Below are 25143 nucleotides of genomic sequence, written 5' to 3' on the forward strand. Positions count from 1 at the left end.
AGTATATTAGCATTCAAGTTTAAAATTCAAGATTATGTGACTGTTAACTTTCATAAGTCAATAGTCAGCGAAGAGATTAGGGGAAGCAGTTTTTCTTTCTTCCCCTGCCTTCTTTGGTCAACAAACCAAAAAGATGATTGTCTAAATTAGTCTTCTTGATACTCTGTTTAGCGAAGGTATTAAATCAAACATCCCAATTAACTTTGATATGGACGCGGGAGTTGGCGCAGTTTATGAGCAGTATCTAATTCACTATTGTTTTTTCTACCATATCCCCAACCCAAGATGCGTCGGTATTCACCCATGATGCCACTAGCAATTAAATCATCTTCATTGACTGCGACATTGGTATGAGATTCCGGCGCGACATAGAGCGCGTCCGCAGGACAATATGCTTCACACATGAAACAAGTTTGACAATCTTCCTGGCGGGCGATCGCCGGTGGTTGGTCGGGAACTGCATCAAAGACATTGGTCGGACACACTTTGACGCACACATTGCAATTAATACAAAGCTGATGGCTGACAAGTTCAATCATAAAATTATACTGAGGCTGGAGTGGGATTGTTAACTACTGGGGATGTGGCAATTGGTTCTGTAATCCAATCTCGTCTCACCCATAACTTGTCTAAGCCACCTGTGGCTTGATAATAACGCTGATTAATATCGGTTTCGGGATAATCAACGCGGATATGTTCACTGCGGCTTTCTGTGCGATGTAAAGCACTAAAATATGCCCATCGAGCGACAGCAGTCAGAGCCGCAGCACGGCGCGAAACTTCTATATCGCGTACACTATCTTGTTTCGGGGTCATTTGTAATTGCTGCCAAAGTGTTTCTAATTTGGCGAGAGAATCCAGCAGACCCTTCTCTGAGCGTAAATAATTCTTCTCTAGTGGAAACATCTCAGCTTGGACACCGCGCACGATCGCTTCACTATCAAATGTTTCGGAAGTTGGTGAAGGCGTTGCCCGAAGGGGTTGCCGCAGGCATCGTAATCCCACTTGACCAGCAGGACGCACCACTCGTTGATGAGCATGAACACCTAGACTCTTGGCAAATTCTGCTGCTCCTACTCCCGCCCATTGTCCTGTAGAGATTGCCCAAGCCGCATTCGGCCCGCCACCTCCAGAAGCTAAACCAGCGAGAAACTCCCGTGACGCTGCATCCCCAGCCGCATAAAGACCAGGAACTGTTGTGCCACAACTATCGTTAATAATTCTAATTCCACCGGTACCGCGCACTGTACCTTCTAAAACCAGAGTGACTGGTACTCTCTCTGTATAGGGATCAATCCCAGCTTTTTTATAGGGCAGAAAAGCGATGAAATGGGACTTTTCAATCACAGCTTTCACCTCTGGTGTAGCCCTATCCAAACGAGCGTAAACAGAGCCTTTTAAAAGAGCATTAGGAAGAAAAGCAGGGTCACGGCGACCATTGATATAACCACCTAAATCATTACCTGCTTCATCGCTATAACTAGCCCAGCCAAAAGGAACGCCCCTTGTGACTGTGGCATTAAAACCTGTGGAGATGGCATAGTGATTTGAAGCTTCCATACTAGAGAGTTCGCCACCAGCTTCCACCGCCATCAGCATTCCATCACCTGTATTAGTATTGCAACCTAATGCTTTACTCAAGAATGCACAACCGCCATTAGCCATGACTACTGCACCAGCACGAACAGTATAGGTACGATGATTTTGTCTCTGTACACCTCTGGCTCCTGCCACTGAGCCATCTTCAGCCAACAAAAGTTCTAAAACAGGACTCTGATCAAGAATCTCCACCCCGACACGTAAGAGGTTTTTTCGCATTACCCGCATATATTCCGGGCCGTAATAACTCTGACGCACCGATTCCCCATTTTCTTTAGGGAAACGATAGCCCCAGTTTTCCACTAAGGGTAAACTGAGCCAAGTTTTTTCGATCACCCTCTCAATCCAACGTAAGTTAGCGAGGTTTTTTCCTATGCGATAACGCTCTGATACAACCTTTTCCCAATTTTCTGGAGAAGGAGCCATAATGCCATTACCACTAGCGGCAGCTGCACCACTTGTACCGAGAAATCCTTTATCAGCAATGATGACTTTAACACCTTGAGTTGCAGCCGCCCAAGCTGCCCATGCAGCAGCAGGGCCACCACCAATGACCAATACATCAGCAGTTAACTGTAGTTCATCTTCACTATAATTTGTAAGCAATTCTTTTTCCTCCTGGTGGATATTGATTTGTCAATTCCTCAGAGTTCGTTCCACAGTCTATAAAACCTTTGACATAGTTAACCTCAAGACGAACCCCCTCAAAGAGCAAGTCTGAGTTTATTGTTTTAGACAGTAGGAACAATCTTTAAAATATTCATTATGATACACTAAATATTAGGTTTTCTAAGTTTTCTTTAGAAAAATAATTCCAGATTGAACTCTGGAACTGAAATCTTGAGTGAATATATTTTTGTTAGTAGTTTCTTAATGTGGCAGTCCCACCAGTAGTTCACCAACCCCTAATTGCTAGGCTAGGGCAAGCAGAGGTTCCAGGGAAAGAAAGAGATTTTGTACTGCTATTAACCTTGCCAACTTCTCTTGGCAGAACACCAGAAACTCTTGACTTTTGACTCAAAACTCAGCACTCTCAACTTAGATGGAACAAAGGACGTAGCTTAATACCAATTGCAGTACCTAACAAAGCGCAAATGATCCAAACCCAACCATGTAGGCTAGTGGAAGCAATGGCACTGAAAAAGGCACTGACATTACATCCGAAGGCAGTAAAAGCACCATAACCCATGATTAAACCACCAATCAATGTAGCAAAAATTTTTGATGGGCTAACTTGAGTTTGCGGCGTAAGTTTTCCGGCTAAGGCGGCTGCTAATAATGCACCCAAGACAATACCCAAATTCATCACAGATGTCACATCTGCAAACACGCTATCGGATAAGGCTGTGTCGCCATCCCAAAACTGACTTGTGGAGGGATTCCAACCAAAAACTATGGCAATTTTGGCTGTCCACAAAGCAAAGCCCCAAGTAATTCGCCAAGGTTCACCAGAAATTATCAGGGTAAGCCAATTAAGTACAGCTAAGGCTATTCCTCCTGTAAATATTGACCAAGAGCCAGATAAAAATCCTAAGCCTACGGGTGAAGGAGGTTCTGCTGATGCTGGTTTGCTGGTTTGACTCCACAACCATAGCAACCCTGCTAACAACAGTAGAATTCCTAACTGTAGAACTACCGCACCCGTCCAACCCAGAGTTTCGCCTAAAACGATGGGTTCAGTCTTGGGTAAGCTAGCCCAGAGGTGTCTAGTTAAACTAGCCCAAAATGCACCTAGACAAAAGGTGAGCAAGGTGATAAGCATAGTGTAACTACCACCACCGATAGTATAAAGTGTACCGCAACCACAAGCACCACCTAATTGCATTCCGATGCCAAAAATGAATGCACCGATCGCACCTGATATACCCACAGGCGCGATCGCACCTGTAACTTCTTGACCAAAAACCTTGCCAGCAGCTAACACTGGCGCAAATAACACCGTAGCGATCGCTAACATCAACAACTGGGCGTATATTCCTCGCGCATCCTTGTTCAACAGTAGTTTACGGTAAGCAGACGCAAAACCAAAACTAGAATGATAAAGGCTGATGCCCAATAAACCACCAATGAGAAATAATACACTTTGTCGCCAGCCAAATTCACTTAATAAGACTGCTCCGGCTGTAAAAAAGAAGATTGCGATCGCCACAATTAATTTTTGTGGTCGGGGAGGTAATAATCGAGATTCAGATGGATGTATATTCTCAACACCACTACTCATAATTAGTCTTGCCAGATATAACTTGCTTTTAGTTAGGTAAGCAACAAAACCCAACACGTAAACAGGTGTTGGGTTATTTGTTTAACCTTCTGTCTTATTCAAAATTAAGCTCTAGAACTGTCTTTTTTATCGTCTGTGGTTTGACCGTCTTTACTCCTTGTACAAGCTACTAAACTGTCTTGATCTGAATTATTAGCAGCTTGACTAGCTTGGAGTATATCCACTACACCAAAAGTGGGTAGTAATACAGCAAAAAATAGCATTGCGAATTTCATCATTTTTATCCTCTTAGTTGAAAAGAACACCTTCACTAATATCCAGCATCTCTAACTTACCTGTTCCGGGCCAGTAGCAATAGGTAAGTCTGATTGAGTGCTGTACTCAGTCCAAGAACCTTCATAAACTCGAACTTTGGGGTAGCCTAACAAATGCTTTAACACCACATATTGCAGAGTGGCTTCCCGTCCTGTACTGCAACTAACGATGATGTCATCAGCAGGAGTAATTTTCTTGTCAGCTAGGATTTGTTTGATTTCCTCTAAAGATTTGAGTTTGTGAGGATTTTGAGCATCTGTAAAGGTCGGCCAAGGGATATTTCGCGCACCAGGAATATGTCCGTTCCGTACCCAAAGATTTTCCTTACCTTGGAATAAATCTGCCGGTCTGGGGTCGATAAATGTAACACCTTTCTTGCCAATCAGTTTTCTCACGTCACTTAATGAGACACGCACAGCAGGATTATCTTTAACTGTAAATCGACCTACCTTGTATTTAGGAAATTCCTTAGTTACTGTTTGGGATGCTGCTGTGTAACCTTTGTAGCCACCATCCAATACAGCTATGTTCTGCACTCCAGAACGTTCTAGCAAATAAGCCACCATCGTTGCGCCTAGTACATCTCTACCGTCAGAGTAAACGAGGACACGACTGTTATTGGTAACTCCTGAATTAGCAAGTATTTGACCCAATTTCTGATTGTCCCAATATTGCACCGGTAGACCTTCTCTGGGGCCACGAAAGGCTGTATCAGCAATATTTACTGCTCCAGGTAAGTGTCCATCGATATAGTCTAGAGGTAAATTTCTCACATCTAAAATTCTCAGGTTGGGATCTTTGGCATTCTCTACCACCCAATTAGGCGAAACGAACTGAATCTTTGCAGCAGATGTAGCTCCCCACACTGGTAAATGCAGTATGGGAGTAATTAAAAAACAGGCACAAATTGCTAGTCCTAATGCAAAGAGTCTGTTGTTCTTAAACTTTGCCCAGGAAAATTTCCGTGTCTTCATGATTGTTGTTAATTGTCTACATATTCCAAGCGAAATTTGCCAGATGTTAGGCCACATCTAGCACCAGATAAATTACTCTAGCCGCAGAATTTACTGTAAATCGAGCGATAAACGGGATTTTGTTTTATGTATATAAGCATTCCATATATACACGCGGAACACAAGTGCTATAAAAGCCGAAACTGTAGTCAGAGGTATAAGTATTCAATATAGTATAAATAGATATTCATAATAATTACTTGTGCTAAATATAAGGACAAGCTATAAATTGTCAATAGATGGCAGTATTTTGCGGAGAAACTGGAAGGAAGAGGGAAAAAGCGATCGCTAATTTTTTGGTAGGGAATGAATTATAGAAAACTTCCCCAACCAAAAATGAGCATCTCTGTTCCCTAAACTCCAAATTTTCAACTCAAAGCATTTTCCAAATCAGCTTGCAAGTCTAATACGTTTTCAATTCCCACAGAAAGACGGACTAAATTATCATTAATTCCTCGTTTATATCTTTCCTCCTGTGGTAAAGAACCATGAGTCATTTTTGCCGGGTAGCAAAGTAGTGATTCTACACCGCCTAAACTTTCTGCTAACAAAAATAGCTGGAGACGAGCAGCAAATTTTTCCACTTCGGCAAAATCGCCTTTTAATTCCAGACTAATCATCCCGCCAAAACCAGACATTTGCGATTTAGCTAATTGATGTTGTTCATGACTAGGTAAACCTGGATAATAAACCCGTTCGACTTTGGGATGCTGTTCTAAAAATTTAGCTAACAATAAAGCATTTTTTTCGTGTTCTCGCATTCTCACAGCTAAAGTTTTAATCCCTCGCAGCACTAACCAACTATCAAAGGGACTAGGAACAGCCCCAATTGCATTTTGATAAAATTTCAATTCAGTATATAGTTGCTCATTGGATGTCACCACTGCACCACCAATAATATCACTGTGTCCTCCTAGATATTTGGTGGTACTATGAACTACAATATCAGCCCCTAATTCTAGTGGTCTTTGAAAGTAAGGACTAGCAAAAGTGTTATCAACTACTAAAATGAGATTATTTTGATGAGCAATATTTGCTAGTGCGGCAATATCAATGATTTTTAATAGGGGATTAGTAGGAGTTTCTACCCAAATCAACTTAGTGTTGGGTTGAATAGACTTTTCAAAGTTAGAAATATCATCAATATCTACATAGGTAGTGGTTACACCCCAATTTTTCACCACCTTTTCTAACAAGCGATAAGTACCACCATACAGATCATCACCAGCCACAATATGATCGCCGCTTTTAAGTAGACTTAAGACAGTAGTAGTAGCCGCTAAACCAGAAGCAAATGCTAACCCATATTGAGCATTTTCAATTGCTGCTAAAGCTTCTTCTAAAGCATTACGTGTAGGGTTTCCTGTGCGAGAATATTCATATCCTTTGTGCTGACCTATAGCTGCTTGTTGATATGTAGAAGTTAAATAAATCGGCACAATCACCGCACCAGTTTGTGGATCTGATTGTTGACCTTCATGAATAGCTTTGGTTTCAAATTCCATTGTTTACCTTTGATTTTTCTTGGTTTTGACTAATCCAATATCTAATTAAATCGGCTCTGGTAATTAAACCAACGGGAATCTCATTACGAGTAATAATAATCCCAGTTGTTCCTGATAACAGCACTCGATAAGCTTCAGCAACATCTACATTTTCATCGAGAATTGGGAGAGGTTTACCCATCACAGCTAAAACTTGCTGATTTGAGAAATTAATCCCGTCATAGAGAAATTTCATCAAAGATGCTTCATTAAGGCTACCTACTACATGATGATGATCAATTACAGGTAACTGAGAGATATTGAGTTTTTGTAGTAAGTTGGTGGCTTGGCTTAAAGTATCACTAGGACTAACAGCAACTAAAGAAGGAAAATCAGTTTTTTGGTGTAGAATCTCACCAATTTTTATAGTTTTAACTGTTTCACCTTCCCAAAAACCATTCTCTTGCATCCAAGCATCAGAGTAAATTTTATTAATGTAATTTCTCCCTGTATCTGGTAACAAAACTACGATATATTTTGGCTGTGATAATCGTGCTGCATATTTGAGGGCGGCGGCTACTACTGTACCACAAGAACCTCCCACTAATAAGCCTTCTTCCCTAGCAAGACGACGCGCCATATTAAAAGATTCTTTATCGCTAACGCGAATCATTTCATCAACTAATTGACGATTAAAAGTCTTAGGAATAAAGTCTTCCCCAATACCTTCAACTTTATAGGATTTAGGGCTATCTCCTGAGAGGATAGAACCTTCTGGATCTGCACCAACAATAATAATATTTGGGTTTTGTTCTTTGAGATATTTAGCAACTCCAGAAATTGTTCCACCAGTCCCCATACCAGCGACAAAAACATCAATTTTACCTTGACTATCTGCCCATATTTCTGGAGCAGTTGTTAAATAATGAGCTAAAGGATTATTGGGGTTTTCAAATTGATTTGGTCTATACGCACCAGGAATTTCTTTAGCTAGTCTTTCCGCGACACCGTTGTAACTTTCTGGGGAGTCAGGCGGTACAGAGGTAGGAGTAACAACAACTTCTGCACCATAAGCTTTGAGCAGGTTAATTTTATCCTGACTCATTTTATCAGGCATGACAAAAATACAGCGATATTTTTTGACTGCGGCAATGAGTGCTAATCCCACACCGGTATTACCTGCGGTAGCTTCAATAATAGTTCCCCCTGGTTGCAGTTGACCTGTTTTTTCGGCATTTTCAATCATAGATAGGGCAATTCTATCTTTGGTACTACCACCAGGATTCAGATACTCTACTTTCGCATAAATAGGAGATTGAATATTGGCAGTAACTCGATTGAGTTTCACTAAAGGAGTCTGACCAATTACTTGTAAAATATTTTCATAAGTAGCCATATTTACCCCTACTCAGTTCAGTTATGAAAAAATTTGATCAATTTGTTATGTAATTTTTAAATTTGACTGCAATTTTAGTAATCTTTCGCCTGCTGATTTTAGTGTTTCTGGTTTTTTACTAAAGCAAAATCGGATGAATGAATTTCCTTTTTCTGGTTGACTAAAAAAGCTCGAACCAGGAACCATAGCCACACCAATTTCTTTAATTAGATAGTTAGTGAATTCTATATCGGTTTTGTAGCCAAATTTGGCAATATTGGCAAAGACGTAGTAAGCTCCTTTAGGGACAAAATAAGGAATACTCACCTGGTCTAAAATCTGTAAAATGCTGTCTCTTTTTTGACGATAAAGTCTAGCTAATTCTTCATAGTAAGATGGTGGTAGTTGCATTGCCGCTACTCCGGCTCTTTGCAAAGGCGCAGGCGCACCAACTGTGAGAAAATCGTGGACTTTTCTAATTGCTCCTGTTAATTCAGGTGTTGCTAAAATATAGCCGACTCGCCAACCAGTAACACTGTAGGTTTTAGAAAGACCGTTAATAGTAATAGTGCGCTCTTCCATTCCTGGAAGGGTTGCTAAAGCTATGTGTTGAGTTCCATCATAGAGAATGTGTTCATAGATTTCATCGGTGAAGGCTAAAACATCCCACTTTTGGCATAGTTCAGCAATCAAGTTCAGTTCTTCGCGTGTAAAGACTTTGCCTGTGGGATTATGTGGAGTGTTAATAATGATGGCTTTAGTATTGTTGTTAAAGGCTTGACGCAATTCATTTGCATCGAATCTCCAGTCGGGCGGATGGAGAGTGATATATCTGGGTATAGCACCAGCTAAAATCGCGTCAGGGCTGTAGTTTTCATAATATGGTTCAAAAACAATCACTTCATCCCCAGGATCAATAGTTGCTAGCATGACAGCAGCCATTGCTTCTGTAGAGCCACAGGTGACGGTGATTTGTGTTTCTGGGTTAATGTCTAAACCTAAATACCAATTTACTTTATGAGCGATCGCTTCCCGAAATAGTCTATCTCCCCAAGTGATGGCATATTGATTAATATCCGTCTCAATCGCCTCATAAGCTGCTTGTTTCAATTCTGGTGGACAAGGAAAATCAGGAAACCCTTGCGCTAGATTGACTGCACCATACTGCACTGCTATTCTCGTCATTTCCCGAATCACCGACTCGGTAAACTGCTTCGCCTTCGTTGATATTTTGGGACGCTGAATCTCTCTCACTGAGTAACTCCGGCTGTATCTAGATTCCTGTAGGAACAATTAAAGCACATAAAGCTTATAGATTTACCGTAGTATATATGATTCCCTATAGCGGAATAAAGTCTTGCCTGTGAGTACAGAGACTTCAACTATAGTGTCAGCTTAGTTGGAGTAGTTTACACATCTCTTCTTATATATGGCAGTCCTATCTGATTTGTGTGAACTGCTATATAGTTATCGTTTTGCGAGTCAACAGAATTATTAACTGTACAGGTGCAAATTGTAGCTATCGGAGATTACAACATCCATTAATTGCTAATCTCCAAGAACAACGTCTCATGCGTCCCCACCCGCTATCAATTGGTATTGATACTGCTAGCAACGGTGCTTTGATTGATGCTGAAGGTAAAGCTTCGCAACAATTATACACACTAGGAACACCACGTAAAGGAAATCTTTGCGAAAGCACAGCTAGCTGTTCCTGAAATTCGCCCTCAAGCCGCGAATTTGGCACAAGAGTTACTGCAATCCCTCAACTACAAACCCTACACTAACAATCTGGTACACGAGTTATTCAAACCGACTATGCTATTTCGTCAACTCTTTGATAAAGAATCGAGTACCTATACTTACCTAATTGGTGATGCAGCAACTAAAGCCGCTATCTTAGTAGATCCTGTTTTAGAACAAGTCGAACGGGACTTGCAAATACTAAGAGAAATGGGATTAACTCTGCACTACTGCATAGAAACTCATGTTCATGCTGACCATATAACTGGAGCCGGTCAACTGCGACAATATACAGGGTGTGTAAATATCTTTCCTGAGAATGCTGGTGTTGTGGGTGCAGATGGCTACATCCGTGATGGAGAAATATTACAACTAGGTAGTGTCAAAATACAAGCGATCGCTACCCCAGGTCATACAGATAGCCATATGGCTTACTTAGTCAATGGGACTCATTTATTAACTGGAGATGCTTTATTAATTCGGGGTTGTGGACGTACAGACTTCCAAAATGGTGACGCGGGATTGCTATACGATGTCATCACACAAAAACTCTTTACCCTTCCTGATGAAACCTTCGTCTATCCTGGCCACGACTACCAAGGACATACTGTCTCTACTATTGGAGGTGAAAAACGTTGCAATCCTCGGTTTGTTGGACGTAACCGCCAGCAGTTTATTGAATTAATGAAAAACTTGAACTTACCTTACCCCAAAAAAATGTCAGAAGCTTTACCTGCTAATCAGCATGGGGGCAAAATTGTAGTAACCCTAGACTATCAAATCTAGGGTGTTAAAGAACTCAGATTAGGTCTTAAATTTTTCATCCACCGGAATTCGATAACCGTTGGCGAGACGATTAGTCATGTTGGCGGTAGCTACTATGGCCATTAATTCCCCAAACATTGTTTCATTCATGCCCTTAGCATATCCCGCAGCCGTATGTGAAGCAATGCAATACTCACAGCCATTAGTGACACTCACCGCAATATAAATTAATTCGCGCACCAACGGATCGAGTTCTCCAGGACTAGTCATCACTTCTTTGACTGCCTGCCATGTTCGTTGTAAGGTAGGGGGATGATTGGCTAAAGCTTTCCAAAAGTTGTTAATTTCGTCAGTCTTACGTGTAGCCCGAATGTCATCATACACAGCCCGGACTTCATCACTACTATCTTCGTACTCAATTAACTTTGTCATTGCAGTAAGAATAAACTATGTTTTGTCTTGAGATAATTTAATACATATCTGCTAAAGATGAATATTTAAATTTAATTTCCATAGCAATCCTCAATTAGTCACAAACAAAAAGATACCCAATTTATTCAATAAATTAGGTATCTTTTTGTTAATATTTGCAATCAATATTTAAACACCAGGAGTAGTACCGCCATCAACTAAAATTTCTGCCCCAGTGATGGAAGATGCTAGATCAGAAACTAAAAATAATGCTAGATTTGCAATTTCTTCTGGTTTCACAATCTTACCCAGAGGTATTGTTTTTAATGATTCTGCCTTAATTTCTTCTACACTGACACCACGGGCTTGAGCATTTTGTTCTGCCAGACGTTCAGCGCGTTCAGTACCAGTTAAACCAGGGGAGATAGCATTAATCCGAATGTTATACTCGGCTAACTCTTTAGCAATTCCGCGTGTGAAATTTAATAAAGCCGCATTAGTTGTACCACCAGGGAGAAAGTTCGGGCGGGGTGTGCGTCCTGCACCGCCAATAATGTTGACAATTCGCCCGTCACGCCGATTTTTTTGATATGGAACAACTGCTCTAACTAATCGGATATAGCCCAATAATTTCAGATTCCACGCATCTAAAAAAGCCTCATCACCCAATTCTAAAAAAGACCCAGCACGGGCTGAACCAGCATTATTAATTAAAATATCAATTTGACCAAATTGTGCCAAAGTCGTAGAAACTATTTGCTCAATACTTTCTACTTGAGTCAAATCAGCACTAACAGAAATTACCTTAGCACCTGGAGTTGGTAATGATTGGATATCAAGTACAGCTTGCTCCAGTCTTTCTGGATTACGCGCCGCAATTACTACATTCACACCCTCACTATAAAGAGCTTTGGCTGTAGCTAATCCAATTCCTGCACTTCCGCCTGTGACAATTGCGGTTTTCCCTGATAGTTTAAGTTCTAAGCTCATCTAAAATTTTCCTCAAAATGTAATTTTGAAAATAGCGATCGCAATCTAGTTAATCTTTGTACTCTTAGCAAGATGTTGATTTTACTGTTCTAACAGTTTCAGTAGTAATCTCATGTCATCAAAGACAACAGATGCACCAACTGCTTTTAGTTGTTCCGGTTTGGTCACTTCTGCATAACCAAACACTGTCATACCTGCATCAACTCCTGCTTTTACACCTACAGGTGTATCTTCAATAACTACACATTCATGGGGATAAAACCCCATTTTTTCTGCCGCGTATAAAAATACATCTGGATATGGTTTGCTACGTGCTACAGCAGTAGCACTAAATATTTTTCCAGAGAAATAAGGTAGTAAATCTGTGGCAATTAAGGCTTGATTTATCCAATTATGGTTACTATTGGAAGCAACACAATAAGGAAGATTTAATTTGCTTAGAACATCATGTATCCCTTGCACTGGTTGCAAATCTGTTGAAAACGCTTGCATTGTGCGCTGCTCAAACTCACTAGCAAAGTTCTCTGGTGGAGATTTACCAAGCATATTTTTCACTATTTCTAAGCATATAAACATAGATGCGCCGAGAAAGATATCAAACACCTCTTCCCAAGTCAGAAATAGTCCTAATTCGTTGAGCATTTCCAACAAAATAGTATTGGCAATTCTTTCACTATCTATTAGAACACCATCACAATCGAAAATAACTAACTTTATTTTGTCCATGAATTTACACAAAATTTATAGCTTAAAGATTGCATAGGTGTAACCAGCCTGGCTCAGATATTGTTACTCAATAGAGTTAATATAGTTTCGTCAGAAAGGGTAGTGATGATATCTTTCAATTTGCGTTCTCTATCGCTCTGTTCTGGTGTTTCTTTACCTAAAGAGGTATCCTTCACCAAGCGATAAACATCAGCCGCACCGTAAAAAATGCGCTCAGTTAAACCTAAGTCTTTGAAAGTTTCTGCAATCTCTTCCATTTCCCCTACCCAACGATGTGCTTTTGGTGTCATAGATGGAATGGAACGTAATAATATAGCAGCAAGTGCAGGCTGGCTACTAGTTACTTCGTTCCATAGTTGCTCATCTAAACCTAAACGATGGGCAGCAACGAGTAATTCTGTAGAGATTGCTGTGAGTCCTTTTGTTAAAGCGGCGTAAGACATCTTCAATCCAGAAGCCTGACCAATTTCATCACTGATGACTCGGATATCCAATCCATAGTTACTCAGTTGTTGGAATTCTCCAGCTTGTTTTCCTGAAGCATAGATGTGAGTGCGTCCAAGAACTCTGGGAGGCGGGCCAATGATGGAAGCATCTACAAAGGTTGCACCCGATGATTCGATGATTTGGGCAATACTTTTGACTTTTTGGGGTGCGATCGCATTTGCATCCACATAAAGAATCTGTTTCCCTACATTACCGATGACCTCAGCTACTTGCTGGGCTACCTCTGCGGCGGCGGCGGGGACTAAGATTGATAAAATCACATCAGATTCAATGACCAATTGTGTGAGAGAACCTACATCCTGAATGTTGCCTGCGGTGGCTAATTTTCGGGTTCTTTCACTACGATTTTCTAAAGCTGCGATCGTCCTCAACCCATGTTGATTGAGGACATATGCAACTGCTTGCCCCATATCGCCAGGACTTAAAATACCAACGGTTTTGATTTGCATGGAAAGCCTAATTTAGCTTTGTTCAGCCTTGAATGCGCTGACACAGGGTGATTGAGTTCTGAGATAAACTACTATAAACCGATAAACTTATCGTAGTTAGTCTACAGAAAAACTATCACAAATCATTAGCAAAAAGCAAGCTACTCCACGACCTGATTTAAACCGTCACCCTTCTACCATCAAACTTGGTGAAGGTGAAACCGTTAAAGCGTTCGTTATATCCCAATCGTTCATCTCGCAGGATACTGATAGCAACTTCTTCACCCAACGCCAAGCCAGCTGCACCATCAGAACGCCAATGAATACCACCATGACCACGCCCAATGTAATAGTTTGTCGCTAACTTATTCAACTCACCCCCAACTGTCAAAGGTGCGCCGTTATAGGGAATCAATTTAGTGGGGTCATTGGGATCAGGTTCTACAGGATTGGGAATAATAAAATTCTCATCAAAAAAGGCTTTTAACAAAGTAGCTTGCACACCTGCAATAGAAGCAGCCCCACCAGTGTAAGAAGAATGAAATGGTGCGCCTTCTGGATACGCATGGGGTAATAAATAAGTGCCGAAGGTGCTGAAGGTGCGAGCTAAGGCTGTGGAATTGAAGACTTGGGAATTAATCGGATAGTTAGTTCCATTCACAATATTATTGTGGACTAATCCGCCATAGGCTTCTGGTCTTAAACGCCGATGCACATAAAATTTTTGCCAATAGGATGCTCTGATGGCTCGTGAAGGAGCTAAGTTGAGTAAGGCTTGAAAATGTCCTGGCGCAAAGGTAGCAGCAGAACCAACTTGAGTCTTGGAGTTGATGTAGGGGTTGCCTGGATTTAAAGGTGCGCCAATGCCACTGAGAATTAATAAGGCTCCAAAGAACAAAGCCCCACCAATATGTGATAATTCGCTGAGATCACGAACAGTGAAGATAAAACGGCGTGTGGGATCGTACTTAATGGCTTTGCCGGAGCTACCTCCATTCTGAACAGTTAGCCATTCGTTGTAATTGGTAAGGAAATCATTTTCTCTACCAGCTAGAGCTGTGCGAATCAAAGGCGAAATAACTTGGGTATTGTAGGGAATTTCCCGCAACAGAAATTGAGAGATATGTGGGCCATCTAGCACTCCTGGAGGAGTAAAGTATTTTGTTGTTCTCCCTGAGCGATCGCGCTCATCAGTATAGATGACACTACCACGAAATAGGGTTTGAGGTGTCACAAAACCATTCTGTTTTGGTCCTCGGAATCCTGGCAGACTATTGAGTTCTGCGATCGCTGCTGCAACATTTGGATCTTGAGCGAACTGATGAAAGGGTACATCCCGCAGTAAAGCCTGCCAATAGAGTTCAATAGCTTCCGCAGCTTGTTCTGCACTATCTAAAGTTGGTGGTGGTGGAACTGCTATCTGAGACGCATTGATTCCTTCTAAACTAATTGCCAAAGGGCCTTGAGGGTTAACTAGCTTCCTTGTACCACCCAAAATAATTCTTTCGTAATCATCTGGGTTCTGGGTTGTTAAAGCCTTAATCAAAGAATTGTAAGCTCTTTGATCAACTTCGCCTTTTTGATCATGTGGTAATCCCCTCGTATCTGTAGCAATTTTGTTAGGATAGCGTTCTTCATCACCGTTTGTCGGATGTGGTGGAATATCAATTTGCCGATTATTTTGCGCTGCTTGGAGACGCACTTGAAAGGCTTGCTGGCGAAACCGAATATAGCTAGAATTGCGATTTCTACCCTGAGCAATTTCTCTAGCTTGTACAACATCTCCCTTCGAGGAAGAGAAAGACGAACCGACTATCCCAGTCACAAAACTAGTAGCAGTAAACAAACTAGCGTGATTTAGAAATGAACGTCTACTCACACCATTACGCCAAAAACGTCTGCTGCGTTTTTTTTCACCACTACGAGATTGAAAATTTGTTGCTTCATTCTGGGTTTGTGTATCTTCTTGAGAAGGTTGAGAGGAATTATGTTCAGATTGCATAATAACGAGTCTCCATGATCAGAAAATGAAACTGTCTAGATTAGACTAGAAATAAATACACCTAAATCTATTTGCAGATATGCAAAGTAAGTTCCCAAATTAGGAAACTTGCTGAGTACCTAAATCCTAAGTATGTATAGTCAACAAAATAGCTCCAGATAGGCGTGTAAACGAAGTTTACGAGCGTGATACGTAAAGCCCCTCTTATTCATGTGGGGAGCATCAATATCTATACGAACCACGATTATCTAGATGCTATTCATAACATCTGCTATGTGAAATTTTTGACTTGATAACTTTCAAAACACAATTACTCATGAATCAACTTTGAAAAAGCCTTTTCTAGAGTCTTTTAACTTATTGTGACTACTGACTTATGCAGTTGACTATCAACAAATAAAATACTTAAAGTAGATAGACTTACTGTACTTATCGTTAAAATCAAATTTTGCATAAAAATATGAAAAACGCAATATGTTTGGTTTAAAAAAGTTTCTAGTAGTCTGCCAAACAAATTATGAGAGGTCGTAGATACCCGACTTTTTCAAAAGGTCGGGTATGCTAATCGTCATTCATTTCTCCACACTGATTCGCTTGTAGTAAGGGCTTTAGCCCTGGCTTTATGCAACTTAAATGCTAATTAGCTTATCTGAAAAACAGCGAATCTAGGCTGAAACCCCATACTGTTTAAACCATGCTTGGAGGCGTTTCCAACCGTCTTGAGCTTCTTTTTCTCTGTAGGAAGGACGGTAATCGGCAAAAAAGGCGTGGGGTGCGTCGGGATACACAACAATTTCCGATTTACTACTGCCAGATTTTAAGCGATCGCGCATCTGTTCCACTGTCTCCACAGGAATACCTGTATCTTTTCCTCCATACAATCCCAACACTGGCACTTTCAAACTAGAGGCAATATCCACAGGATGTTTCGGCGTTAATTCTGTAGAATTACCCACCAATCGACCATACCATGCTACACCTGCTTTAACTTTGGGGTTATGTGCTGAATATAACCACGTAATTCGACCACCCCAACAAAAGCCTGTAATAGCTAATTTATTTGTATTACCTTTAGATGATTTCACAGCCCAATTGACGGTGGCATCCAGGTCAGATATTACCTGGGCATCCGGTACTTTTGCCACCACCTGGCGAATTTCATCAATATTGCTTAACTTCGAGACATCACCTTGACGAGCAAATAATTCTGGCGCGATCGCTAAATATCCCAACTTGGCAAAGCGACGACAAACATCTTGGATGTGTTCATGTACACCGAAAATTTCTTGAATTACCAACACAATCGGAAAATCCCTCCCAGTTGCAGGTAAAGCTCTGTAAGCTGGAATTTCAACCCCTTGAACGGGAATTTTCACCGCACCAGCAACGAGTCCTTGTGTATCAGTAGTAATCACTTGGGCAAAAATCGGTTTGACGGCCAAAGCAAAGCCTGTTGTCAGAGTCGCAGTAGCGATAAATTGGCGACGGGTGATCTGTTGCATCGTCTTGACTCAGAATTATTTGGTTACAGTTTTATTTGGGCGGAAAATGTAAATTTTTGTCAACTTCCTTTAAGTATAGTTCTATTTAAAATAATCTCAAGGTCACTAAATATTAGACTTACTAAAAATTAATTAAACATATATTTTATCCGCTAAAGACTTGAATTTTATCCGGTATCGTGCAATACTGCTAAATTAATCACCGTTAAATCGGTCGATAATTAGTATTATACGTAAAATATCCGTACTATCTTACAAAGGAAAACTGCTATGGTGAGCAGGGAAGTGTTAAGAGACATCTGATCTGAACGAGATTGAATGGAGCAAGAACAAGAATTTGTCAATAGGGGGTTAGTAGGACTGTGATTGAACTAGTCAGTGAATCTCGCTGTGTTAAATGTAATCTTTGCGTTACTGCTTGTCCTACCAACGTCTTCGACGCAGTACCAGGAAGTGCGCCGAGAATTGCCCGTCAAAGTGATTGTCAAACTTGTTATATGTGCGAGCTGTACTGCCCCGTAGATGCACTGTATGTTGACCCCAATGCGGATGAGTCAGTCCCCGTAGATGAAGAGACGTTGATAGCAGCAGGCTTTCTGGGCAGTTATCGAAAAAACGTTGGCTGGGGAAAGAGACGTACACCAGCTGCTAAGGGACTTCCAACTTAAAAAATATACTATCACTGTGTAGGCAGAGGGGCAGGGAGCAGGGAGCAGGGGGAAAAACAGTTGTTTTGGAGAAGATACATTTGGATAGTTTATTTTCTGGAGTTCCTAAAACCTAGAAATCTGCTGATTATTCGCTATGCAAAGTAACAGTAATTTGTCTACAGATGCCCCAGTAAAATCTTTCTTGGGGAAACACAACATACTAATTAGTAATGTCCATATAGTTACAACTCAAAAACAGTTTCACTTTTGACTACCCAGTCCCTATTTTTCAATATTTAGCTATGAATTCCCAAGTCGTCGAGTGCGGTTTTTTTCACCGTCTTTTAGTTTCATTTACAACCGTGGCACTGTTATTTACCCTGACTGGTTGTACTTCTCAACAAAGTCAGTCTAGCAACTCAGCAGTAGCTTCATCTAATACGGGAGGCAATTCAGGCGAGTCAAAAACACTAGTTTTAAAAGTTGGTTTTATCAGTTCTGAGAGTAAATTGCCCATCGGCCCGGAAGGTTGGGCGTTGCAAAAAGGAACCTTAACACCAGGACTCAAAAGCTTGGGTGTAACGGAAGTCAAATTTATTCCCTTTGTGGGTGGGCCAGCACTCAATGAAGCTTTAGTTAGTGGTCAATTAGACATGGGTTTGTATGGAGATACCCCAGCTTTAGTTGGTAAGGCAGCAGGTTTACCAACTCGATTAATTAATCAAACCAGGGTGGGTCAGAATGCTTGGTTAATTACTAATAAAAATGGGGCGCGCTCAATTGCTCAACTCAAAGGGACAAAAATTGGTGTAGCTAAAGGTACTTATCCCCATAGATATCTCATGGGTTTGTTAGATAAAGAGGGTTTGACTAAGGATGTAAAAGTAGTACAAATTCCGTCTGCGGATGCTAGAGCTGCATTAGAAAGGGGTGATATATCTGCATATCCATTTGCGACGGGAGCAGGGCCAACATTAGTGTCTCAAGGCTTTCCAGTCATTGACCAAGCTAAAGATCATCAGGGATTAGTTGGTACGGGAGTAAGTGTCGTCACAGAAAACATTCTGGCTCGTCATCCAGAATTACCGCAAAAGTGGAATCAAATTAGGCTCGAAGCTTTGCAGGATATTAAAGCCAATCCAGAGGCATTTTATCAGTTTGCCGCACAAGCTAGCGGAAATGTGCCATTGGCGATCGCTAAAGAATCCTATCCAGTAGAACTTTATCCCACAGAACCTTTCACCCCAGAAGGATTGCAACTTTTAAATTCCACAAAACAGTTTCTTGCTAGACAGAAATTGTTGAAATCAGATTTTGAGATCAAAGATTGGCAAATTCCCAATCCTTAAAAGTTTTTACAAGTGTTATACCAATTCACTAAAATCATGAAACAAATCCAAATTCAGAAATCCTTGCAAAATATGGATTTCTTAATTTTGAATTTTGTAGGCGTAAGCCTTCCCGTAAGGGTATTTTGAATTTTGAATTGGTATTACTCTCGCATCGCCGGGGAAGCTCCGCCCTTCCCCTTTTCTTAATTCTATAAGGAGTAAATCTCATGAATAGTTATACTCATCAAAATACGTCTCATATTGATTTAATTACTGATGTCTTAATTATTGGAGGTGGGCCGGCTGGAACTTGGGCAGCTTGGAGTGCAGCCAGCAGTGGTGCAAAAGTCGTTTTAGTAGATAAAGGTTATTGCGGTACGAGTGGCGCAGCCGCCGCTTCTGGAAATGGTGTATGGTATGTTCCACCAGACCCAGAACAACGGGAAGCAGCAATGGCTAGTCGGGAAGCAATGGGAGGCTTTTTAGCAGACCGGCATTGGATGACTAGGGTATTAGATCGCACCTACGATAATATTAATTACTTGGCAGATGAAGGTTATCCTTTCAGTGTGGATGCTAATGGCCAAGTCATTCGTCGTTCCTTGCAAGGCCCTGACTATATGCGCTTTATGCGGAAGAAAATTAAGCAAGCAGGGGTGAAAATATTAGACCATAGCCCAGCTTTAGAGTTGCTCTTAGATGCAGAAGGTGCGGTGGCTGGAGCTAAAGGAGTTAATCGTCAATCTGGCGAACCTTGGACAGTCAAAGCCGGGGCAGTTGTCATTGCTACAGGTGGTTGTGCTTTCTTGAGTAAGGCTCTTGGTTGTAATGTCTTGACTGGAGATGGTTATTTAATGGCGGCTGAGGCGGGTGCTGACTTCTCTGGGATGGAATTTTCTAATGCTTACGCCATTTCTCCAGCTTTTTCTTCTGTCACCAAGACTCGGTATTATGATTGGGCTTCTTTTACCTATGAAGATGGTACGGTAATTGAAGGTGCAGGTTCTAAACGTGGTCGCTCTGTAATTGCTAAAACACTACTGACTCAGCCAGTTTATGCTCGTCTTGACCAAAATATGGATGAGGCAACAAAAGCTTGGATGCGAGCCTCTCAGCCTAACTTTTTTGTAGCTTTTGATCGTGCTGGTATAGATCCCTTCACACAGAGATTCCCCATCACCTTGCGTTTAGAAGGAACTGTACGCGGTACTGGTGGGATTCGGGTTGCAGATTATACCTGTGCTACTTCAGTCCGTGGACTGTACGCGGCGGGAGATGCAGCCACTAGAGAGTTAATTTGTGGTGGCTTTACAGGTGGTGGTAGTCACAATGCCGCCTGGGCAATGTCTTCTGGCTATTGGTCTGGACAATCTGCTGCTGATTATGCCCTCAGTTTGGGAGAACAAGCCAACCAGCGCAGTGTCAGGGGAATCGGAGAAGCGGGATTACGTGGTGAAGGTAACAATAGATTCTCAGCAGATGAAGCGATCGCCGCAACTCAGTCTGAGGTTTTTCCTTATGACCGCAACCTGTTCCGCAGTTCTACAGGGTTACACGCATCTCTGGAAAGACTAGATGATCTCTGGGAAGAAATCCGCCATAGCCATACACCAGATGATACTCAAATTGTGCGATCGCGGGAAGCAGCAGCGATGGTTGCAACTGCACGTTGGATGTACAACAGTGGTTTGCAACGTCAAGAAACTAGAGGTATGCACAAACGCATGGATTACCCACAACAAGACCCCAATCAGCAATATAGATTACTGAGTGGTGGGTTAGACAAAATTTGGGTCAAACCTGAATCAGTAGTTAGCAATCGAGAATTAGTTACGGTGTGATGATTGCAAATTGATTCCGTATTTCTTGATGAAAAACTCCATCCTCTTGTGGATGGAGTTTTTGGAGTTATACCAATTCAAAATAACTTACTGCTGAATCCTTCGGATATGCTTCTCCACGAGACGCTACGCGTTAACGTTTCTGAAACAGAAGCTAAAGCTACACAATTAAGCAAGCCTGATTTCATCAGGGTTTCTGGTTTTATATCTGTTTCAAAATTTTAGTGAATTGGTATTAGGGGGAAAGTTCAATAGTTGAGCAAAATTCGATTTATGAATGCAGAGAGGGAACAGCGTAAAAAATTGGGTAAATCAATTTGCCTGGCTACTTAAACCGTGCCATAAACCCTAATATAGCCAGATTTTGGCTCATAATGTCTGTTTTGGGAATTTTAACTTTATAAATATTCTACAAATTCGCTACAGAATTATGATGTCTACATCAAGTTATGTAGTTTATTGATATTAACTATTCTGTGCTGTGTATTTATTCTCAAACAATTGAGATGCAGAGAAAAGACTTTAAGACAGACGTTTACCAGGTATCACACCCAATTTTTGTTTGACTCTAGTTTTGAGAATGAACCCAGCACCAAAAACAACAACCATCAATGCTGGTACAGCATTGGGTTCGGGAACCGTGGTCAAACGGAAACTATCAAATGTCCAAGCTCCACCGTCTGGATTTGTCCCATCATCGACTTGTAAACGGATGCCTAAAGAGGAATATCCGTTATTAATAGCACTATTGAAAATTGAGGTGATATCAAAACTCAAGGTGTCTCCAGCCGCTAGATTGGCTGTACTAAAAGATCCTATAGTGGCAATGGATGGAGCTTGATAATCATATAGATTTTCCTCATTGTTACCAAGGTAGCTAAGAACCTTGATATTTCCCGTAAAAGGGAAGTCATTTTGAGCAGGAAACAGTCCACCTGACTGAAATACATTAAAACTGACCGTTGCTAATGATGTAGTAGACAAGCCTGCAAGATTGTATTCAGAAAGACCGCGAATATCTTCGTTGTAATAGCTACCAACTTCATTCTTACCAGGAGGATTGCTAAATGGATTGCTGGTACTGGAGCTAAAGTAAATACCATATCCGTTGGGATCAGGCCCACTAGAGACAGAAAATGCTAACCCTTGGACTGTTGCAGCTTTGACTGGAGAGGGTGAGGCGACGGAAAAAGTAGCAAGTGCCGCTAATGCGACTGGGGTGATAGCGATCGCAGATCCTTTTTTGATTTGAGTTAGAGCTTTCATAACCTGAACTTTACTAGGTAAATAGTTGAGTTAATATTCCATCCTTGGTAAAAATTACCATCTATAGTACAGCTTGTCTACCGATAAACCGTAAAAATAATTGTTCCTATATTTAGTAATGTCCTTAACACAAAGTTAAAGAATAAATTTGGACAATCTAAGTGCTTGACTTTGCTTTACTGGCCATGTGATACTCCTAGCTGTAATATTAACCCGGTATCTCAATCAAATTACCGTAGATATTTACTAACTAAACTTTATACATCCCAAACTTGTGAACAAGTTAATTGGGAGAAGCTTTGCTATGTGTAGATTCTTATACCTCATCGAGTCGATATAGTTTCCATACTGAAGGGGAGATTAATCAATGACACAGTACATACGTGGCGGTGTGAATCGTCGTAAGTTCTTAGGTATGACTGCTGCTGGTACTGTTATGGCCACAGCTAGTGCCAATTTATTCTCAAGAGCGACAGCCCAATCTAGTCGCCCAAACGTGGTGTTTATTTTAGTTGATGATATGGGTTGGGGCGACCTGAGCATCTATGGACGCACAGATTACGAGACTCCTAATTTAGACAGACTGGCACGGCAGGGAGTACGTTTCACTAATGCTTACGCGAATCAAACCGTTTGCACTCCTACACGAATAGCTTTCTTAACAGGACGATATCAAGCGCGATTACCCGTCGGCTTACGAGAACCTCTAGGCGCTCGCTCGCAACCAGCTAGTAATAACATAGGAATACCAGCCAATCAACCCACCATTGCCTCACTACTGAAAGCAAATGGTTATGAAACTGCGTTGGTTGGTAAGTGGCACGCTGGTTATCCTCCTAACTTTGGGCCTCTCCAAAAGGGCTTTGACGAGTATTTTGGACACTTAAGCGGTGGGATTGAATATTTCACACATACAGGTACAGATCGGATATTGGATCTCTATGAAAATGATGTACCTGTACAGCGTTCTGGGTATGTTACAGATTTGTTTACAGACAGAGCAGTTGAATTCATTCAACGTCCACGCTCTCGCCCATTTTATCTAAGTTTGCACTACAATGCGCCCCATTGGCCTTGGCAGGGGCCAAATGATCAAGCATCAACTGCTTTTTATCTTACTAACGGTTATACAGCAGGCGGTTCACAAGCAACCTATGCTGCAATGGTCAAGAGTTTAGATGACGGAGTAGGCAGGGTATTAGATGCACTGGAAGCAAGCGGACAGGCTGATAATACCTTAGTGATTTTTACCAGTGATAATGGTGGTGAACGATTCTCCAACTTTGGGCCATTCCAGGCTAGAAAGGGTAGTTTGTACGAAGGTGGTATACGAGTGCCTGCTATCATTCGCTATCCTGGTGTGACTCAAGCTAATCAAGTGAGCAATCAGGTGATTATCACTTTTGATTTAACTGCAACTATTCTTGCTGCCACTGGCACAAGTTTTCATCCCAACTATCCACCAGATGGTCAAAATTTACTTCCCTTACTACGTGGTGAGCGCAGTGAGTTTTCCCGCACCTTGTTTTGGCGTTTTGGGGCGGCGTTAGCAACAAGGCAAAGAGCTGTGCGAAGCGGTGATTGGAAGTATTGGAGACAAGGAAACCAAGAAGCTTTGTTTAACCTAGCAACTGATCCAGGCGAAACAACAGACCTTAAGGATAGTAATGCACAGGTATTTACACGACTACGCAACCAATTCCAACATTGGGAATTGCAAATGTTGCCTTATGGATCTTAACTATTAAGAAATAGGGGTGTAGGGAAAAATCAGTTCTTCTTTTATTTATACCCTTTACTCCCTCTTTCCAGTTTGGGTTAATTACGTTAGATAACAGTTTATGAAACAGCATAGACAAAGTGAGGTAGCGATCACCTACGGTGGGCGGAACGCCATCGCCACGCCAAAGCCCAAATCTGCAGGCAGACCACCAGGCAAAGATATGGTTTGGATACCGGGTGGTACATTTACAATGGGGTCAGATGATCATTACCCAGAAGAAGCACCTGCTCGGCGCGTTACCGTCACTGGATTCTGGATGGATAAATATGCTGTGACAAATAAACAGTTTCAGCGATTCGTTAAGGCAACTAAATATGTGACCGTTGCTGAACGCTCACCAAATCCAGAGGATTATCCGGGAGCTTTACCAGAACTGCTAGTACCTGCCTCGTTAGTTTTTGAGCAACCACCTTATCCAGTTGATTTAAACTCCTGTAATTGGTGGAATTATGTTCCCGGCGCAAACTGGAGACATCCCGAAGGGCCTGGTAGTTCAATTAAAGGACGGGAAAACTACCCTGTTGTGCATATTGCTTACGAGGATGCTGAGGCATATGCAAAATGGGCAGGGAAAGCATTACCGACGGAAGCACAATGGGAATTTGCCGCCCGTGGTGGTTTAGAAAGTGCTGTTTATGTCTGGGGTAATGAGTTTTCTCACAACAAGTTATTAGCTAACATCTGGCAAGGGGAGTTTCCTTGGCAAAACCTCAAATCTCACCCACCCCGACCTGAACCCGTCGGCTCTTATCCTCCTAATAACTATGGTTTGTATGACATGACGGGTAATGTTTGGGAATGGACGATGGATTGGTATCGTTCACAACCTCTCCCATCCAAACCAAAATCTTGTTGTATCCCCGTCAACCCCAGAGGCGGGACTTTAGAAGAAAGTTTTGATCCAAACTTTTCAGACATCCGTATTCCCAGAAAAGTCTTGAAAGGTGGATCTTTTCTTTGTGCAGAAAATTATTGCTTTCGCTATCGTCCAGCCGCCCGCCATGCAGAAACAATAGACACTTCAACCTGCCATATTGGATTCCGTTGTGTATCATCCCATGAGAGCCAGGAACAGGATTAAAAGTTGGTTGGTATATACTTTTATTCTTAAAATTGATATCTGATTTACCTGTAATCTGCGTTAATTGTTGCTTTTTAAATTAACCGTTTGGCTCAAAAATCTCTGTTACA

The 25143-nt window shown here is 41.5% G+C and carries 24 protein-coding genes; 9 read left to right on the forward strand and 15 right to left on the reverse strand.

Annotated features, from left to right (window positions below; translation table 11 throughout):
- Positions 1–197: 197 nt before the first annotated feature.
- Both CLI64_RS17980 and CLI64_RS17985 read right to left on the reverse strand, forming a co-directional pair.
- Complete coding sequence (locus CLI64_RS17980) at positions 198–539, reverse strand: ferredoxin family protein (RefSeq protein ID WP_103138486.1); 342 nt, start codon at positions 537–539, stop codon at positions 198–200.
- Between the two features lie 4 nt (positions 540–543).
- On the reverse strand, positions 544–2205 hold the full coding sequence (locus CLI64_RS17985) for an FAD-binding protein (RefSeq protein ID WP_225977383.1): 1662 nt from the start codon (positions 2203–2205) through the stop codon (positions 544–546).
- A gap of 269 nt (positions 2206–2474) precedes the next feature.
- Here CLI64_RS17985 and CLI64_RS30855 point away from each other — a divergent pair, with 269 nt between their 5' ends.
- Entirely contained in the window at positions 2475–2615 is a 141-nt protein-coding gene (locus CLI64_RS30855) for a hypothetical protein (RefSeq protein WP_157943290.1), read from the forward strand.
- A gap of 17 nt (positions 2616–2632) precedes the next feature.
- On the opposite strand, the gene CLI64_RS17990 is transcribed toward CLI64_RS30855, so the two are convergent.
- From CLI64_RS17990 to CLI64_RS18010, 6 genes are all read right to left on the reverse strand, one after another.
- Positions 2633–3820 (reverse strand): YeeE/YedE family protein, encoded by a 1188-nt coding sequence (locus tag CLI64_RS17990; RefSeq protein ID WP_103138488.1) that lies wholly within the window; start codon positions 3818–3820, stop codon positions 2633–2635.
- A 104-nt stretch (positions 3821–3924) separates the two neighbouring features.
- Positions 3925–4098 carry a hypothetical protein gene (locus tag CLI64_RS30860; protein WP_157943291.1) on the reverse strand — a complete coding sequence of 58 codons (174 nt, stop codon included), beginning with the start codon at positions 4096–4098 and terminating at the stop codon, positions 3925–3927.
- A gap of 48 nt (positions 4099–4146) precedes the next feature.
- Positions 4147–5109, reverse strand: coding sequence for a sulfurtransferase (locus CLI64_RS17995; protein WP_192881559.1), 963 nt, complete (start codon positions 5107–5109; stop codon positions 4147–4149).
- A 407-nt stretch (positions 5110–5516) separates the two neighbouring features.
- Positions 5517–6653 carry a cystathionine gamma-synthase gene (locus tag CLI64_RS18000; RefSeq protein WP_103138489.1) on the reverse strand — a complete coding sequence of 379 codons (1137 nt, stop codon included), beginning with the start codon at positions 6651–6653 and terminating at the stop codon, positions 5517–5519.
- Complete coding sequence (locus tag CLI64_RS18005) at positions 6643–8028, reverse strand: cystathionine beta-synthase (protein ID WP_103138490.1); 1386 nt, start codon at positions 8026–8028, stop codon at positions 6643–6645. Before CLI64_RS18005 ends, CLI64_RS18000 begins: the two co-directional genes overlap by 11 nt.
- Positions 8029–8073: 45 nt before the next feature.
- Positions 8074–9261, reverse strand: coding sequence for a pyridoxal phosphate-dependent aminotransferase (locus CLI64_RS18010; RefSeq protein WP_225977384.1), 1188 nt, complete (start codon positions 9259–9261; stop codon positions 8074–8076).
- Between the two features lie 197 nt (positions 9262–9458).
- Here CLI64_RS18010 and CLI64_RS18015 point away from each other — a divergent pair, with 197 nt between their 5' ends.
- Positions 9459–9725 carry a hypothetical protein gene (locus CLI64_RS18015; protein ID WP_192881560.1) on the forward strand — a complete coding sequence of 89 codons (267 nt, stop codon included), beginning with the start codon at positions 9459–9461 and terminating at the stop codon, positions 9723–9725.
- A 100-nt stretch (positions 9726–9825) separates the two neighbouring features.
- Positions 9826–10536, forward strand: a complete 711-nt coding sequence (locus tag CLI64_RS18020) for an MBL fold metallo-hydrolase (RefSeq protein WP_103140785.1) — start codon at positions 9826–9828, stop codon at positions 10534–10536.
- Positions 10537–10554: 18 nt separating this feature from the next.
- Here CLI64_RS18020 and CLI64_RS18025 read toward each other — a convergent pair whose 3' ends face one another.
- The 6 genes from CLI64_RS18025 to CLI64_RS18050 form a co-directional block, all read right to left on the reverse strand.
- Positions 10555–10947: a carboxymuconolactone decarboxylase family protein gene (locus tag CLI64_RS18025; protein ID WP_103138492.1), complete on the reverse strand. Its 393-nt coding sequence runs from the start codon at positions 10945–10947 to the stop codon at positions 10555–10557.
- A 168-nt stretch (positions 10948–11115) separates the two neighbouring features.
- Positions 11116–11916 (reverse strand): SDR family oxidoreductase, encoded by an 801-nt coding sequence (locus tag CLI64_RS18030; RefSeq protein ID WP_103138493.1) that lies wholly within the window; start codon positions 11914–11916, stop codon positions 11116–11118.
- Between the two features lie 81 nt (positions 11917–11997).
- Positions 11998–12642, reverse strand: a complete 645-nt coding sequence (locus CLI64_RS18035; protein WP_103138494.1) for an HAD family phosphatase — start codon at positions 12640–12642, stop codon at positions 11998–12000.
- A gap of 53 nt (positions 12643–12695) precedes the next feature.
- Positions 12696–13598 carry an NAD(P)-dependent oxidoreductase gene (locus tag CLI64_RS18040; RefSeq protein WP_103138495.1) on the reverse strand — a complete coding sequence of 301 codons (903 nt, stop codon included), beginning with the start codon at positions 13596–13598 and terminating at the stop codon, positions 12696–12698.
- A gap of 157 nt (positions 13599–13755) precedes the next feature.
- Complete coding sequence (locus CLI64_RS18045; protein WP_103138496.1) at positions 13756–15579, reverse strand: vanadium-dependent haloperoxidase; 1824 nt, start codon at positions 15577–15579, stop codon at positions 13756–13758.
- Between the two features lie 665 nt (positions 15580–16244).
- Complete coding sequence (locus tag CLI64_RS18050) at positions 16245–17081, reverse strand: dienelactone hydrolase family protein (RefSeq protein WP_103138497.1); 837 nt, start codon at positions 17079–17081, stop codon at positions 16245–16247.
- A 362-nt stretch (positions 17082–17443) separates the two neighbouring features.
- On the opposite strand from CLI64_RS18050, the gene CLI64_RS18055 reads away from it, so the two are divergent.
- The 4 genes from CLI64_RS18055 to CLI64_RS31625 all read left to right on the forward strand — a co-directional run bounded on the left by CLI64_RS18055 (position 17444) and on the right by CLI64_RS31625 (position 21128).
- Positions 17444–17749, forward strand: coding sequence for a 4Fe-4S binding protein (locus CLI64_RS18055; protein WP_103138498.1), 306 nt, complete (start codon positions 17444–17446; stop codon positions 17747–17749).
- A 284-nt stretch (positions 17750–18033) separates the two neighbouring features.
- Complete coding sequence (locus tag CLI64_RS18060; protein ID WP_103138499.1) at positions 18034–19080, forward strand: ABC transporter substrate-binding protein; 1047 nt, start codon at positions 18034–18036, stop codon at positions 19078–19080.
- Positions 19081–19289: 209 nt separating this feature from the next.
- Positions 19290–20903, forward strand: coding sequence for an FAD-dependent oxidoreductase (locus CLI64_RS18065; protein ID WP_103138500.1), 1614 nt, complete (start codon positions 19290–19292; stop codon positions 20901–20903).
- Between the two features lie 3 nt (positions 20904–20906).
- A complete protein-coding gene (locus tag CLI64_RS31625) occupies positions 20907–21128 on the forward strand; it encodes a hypothetical protein (RefSeq protein WP_103138501.1) in 222 nt (73 codons plus the stop codon).
- Between the two features lie 297 nt (positions 21129–21425).
- Here CLI64_RS31625 and CLI64_RS18075 read toward each other — a convergent pair whose 3' ends face one another.
- Complete coding sequence (locus CLI64_RS18075; protein ID WP_103138502.1) at positions 21426–22169, reverse strand: hypothetical protein; 744 nt, start codon at positions 22167–22169, stop codon at positions 21426–21428.
- 367 nt (positions 22170–22536) lie between these two features.
- On the opposite strand from CLI64_RS18075, the gene CLI64_RS18080 reads away from it, so the two are divergent.
- Together CLI64_RS18080 and CLI64_RS18085 are read left to right on the forward strand one after the other, a co-directional pair.
- Complete coding sequence (locus tag CLI64_RS18080) at positions 22537–23910, forward strand: sulfatase (RefSeq protein WP_103138503.1); 1374 nt, start codon at positions 22537–22539, stop codon at positions 23908–23910.
- Positions 23911–24010: 100 nt separating this feature from the next.
- Positions 24011–25033 carry a formylglycine-generating enzyme family protein gene (locus tag CLI64_RS18085; RefSeq protein ID WP_192881561.1) on the forward strand — a complete coding sequence of 341 codons (1023 nt, stop codon included), beginning with the start codon at positions 24011–24013 and terminating at the stop codon, positions 25031–25033.
- Positions 25034–25143: the final 110 nt, after the last annotated feature.

Source organism: Nostoc sp. CENA543 (assembly GCF_002896875.1).
In the GTDB taxonomy this organism is placed as follows: Bacteria; Cyanobacteriota; Cyanobacteriia; order Cyanobacteriales; family Nostocaceae; genus Trichormus.

Bases quoted from the DNA above. Each gene is read 5' to 3' on its own strand.
- CLI64_RS17980 (WP_103138486.1), bottom strand. From the start codon at position 539: ATGATTGAACTTGTCAGCCATCAGCTTTGTATTAATTGCAATGTGTGC.
- CLI64_RS17990 (WP_103138488.1), bottom strand. From the start codon at position 3,820: ATGAGTAGTGGTGTTGAGAATATACATCCATCTGAATCTCGATTATTA.
- CLI64_RS30860 (WP_157943291.1), bottom strand. From the start codon at position 4,098: ATGATGAAATTCGCAATGCTATTTTTTGCTGTATTACTACCCACTTTT.
- CLI64_RS17995 (WP_192881559.1), bottom strand. From the start codon at position 5,109: ATGAAGACACGGAAATTTTCCTGGGCAAAGTTTAAGAACAACAGACTC.
- CLI64_RS18000 (WP_103138489.1), bottom strand. From the start codon at position 6,653: ATGGAATTTGAAACCAAAGCTATTCATGAAGGTCAACAATCAGATCCA.
- CLI64_RS18005 (WP_103138490.1), bottom strand. From the start codon at position 8,028: ATGGCTACTTATGAAAATATTTTACAAGTAATTGGTCAGACTCCTTTA.
- CLI64_RS18020 (WP_103140785.1), top strand. From the start codon at position 9,826: ATGCTATTTCGTCAACTCTTTGATAAAGAATCGAGTACCTATACTTAC.
- CLI64_RS18025 (WP_103138492.1), bottom strand. From the start codon at position 10,947: ATGACAAAGTTAATTGAGTACGAAGATAGTAGTGATGAAGTCCGGGCT.
- CLI64_RS18030 (WP_103138493.1), bottom strand. From the start codon at position 11,916: ATGAGCTTAGAACTTAAACTATCAGGGAAAACCGCAATTGTCACAGGC.
- CLI64_RS18035 (WP_103138494.1), bottom strand. From the start codon at position 12,642: ATGGACAAAATAAAGTTAGTTATTTTCGATTGTGATGGTGTTCTAATA.
- CLI64_RS18040 (WP_103138495.1), bottom strand. From the start codon at position 13,598: ATGCAAATCAAAACCGTTGGTATTTTAAGTCCTGGCGATATGGGGCAA.
- CLI64_RS18045 (WP_103138496.1), bottom strand. From the start codon at position 15,579: ATGCAATCTGAACATAATTCCTCTCAACCTTCTCAAGAAGATACACAA.
- CLI64_RS18050 (WP_103138497.1), bottom strand. From the start codon at position 17,081: ATGCAACAGATCACCCGTCGCCAATTTATCGCTACTGCGACTCTGACA.
- CLI64_RS18060 (WP_103138499.1), top strand. From the start codon at position 18,034: ATGAATTCCCAAGTCGTCGAGTGCGGTTTTTTTCACCGTCTTTTAGTT.
- CLI64_RS18065 (WP_103138500.1), top strand. From the start codon at position 19,290: ATGAATAGTTATACTCATCAAAATACGTCTCATATTGATTTAATTACT.
- CLI64_RS18075 (WP_103138502.1), bottom strand. From the start codon at position 22,169: ATGAAAGCTCTAACTCAAATCAAAAAAGGATCTGCGATCGCTATCACC.
- CLI64_RS18080 (WP_103138503.1), top strand. From the start codon at position 22,537: ATGACACAGTACATACGTGGCGGTGTGAATCGTCGTAAGTTCTTAGGT.
- CLI64_RS18085 (WP_192881561.1), top strand. From the start codon at position 24,011: ATGAAACAGCATAGACAAAGTGAGGTAGCGATCACCTACGGTGGGCGG.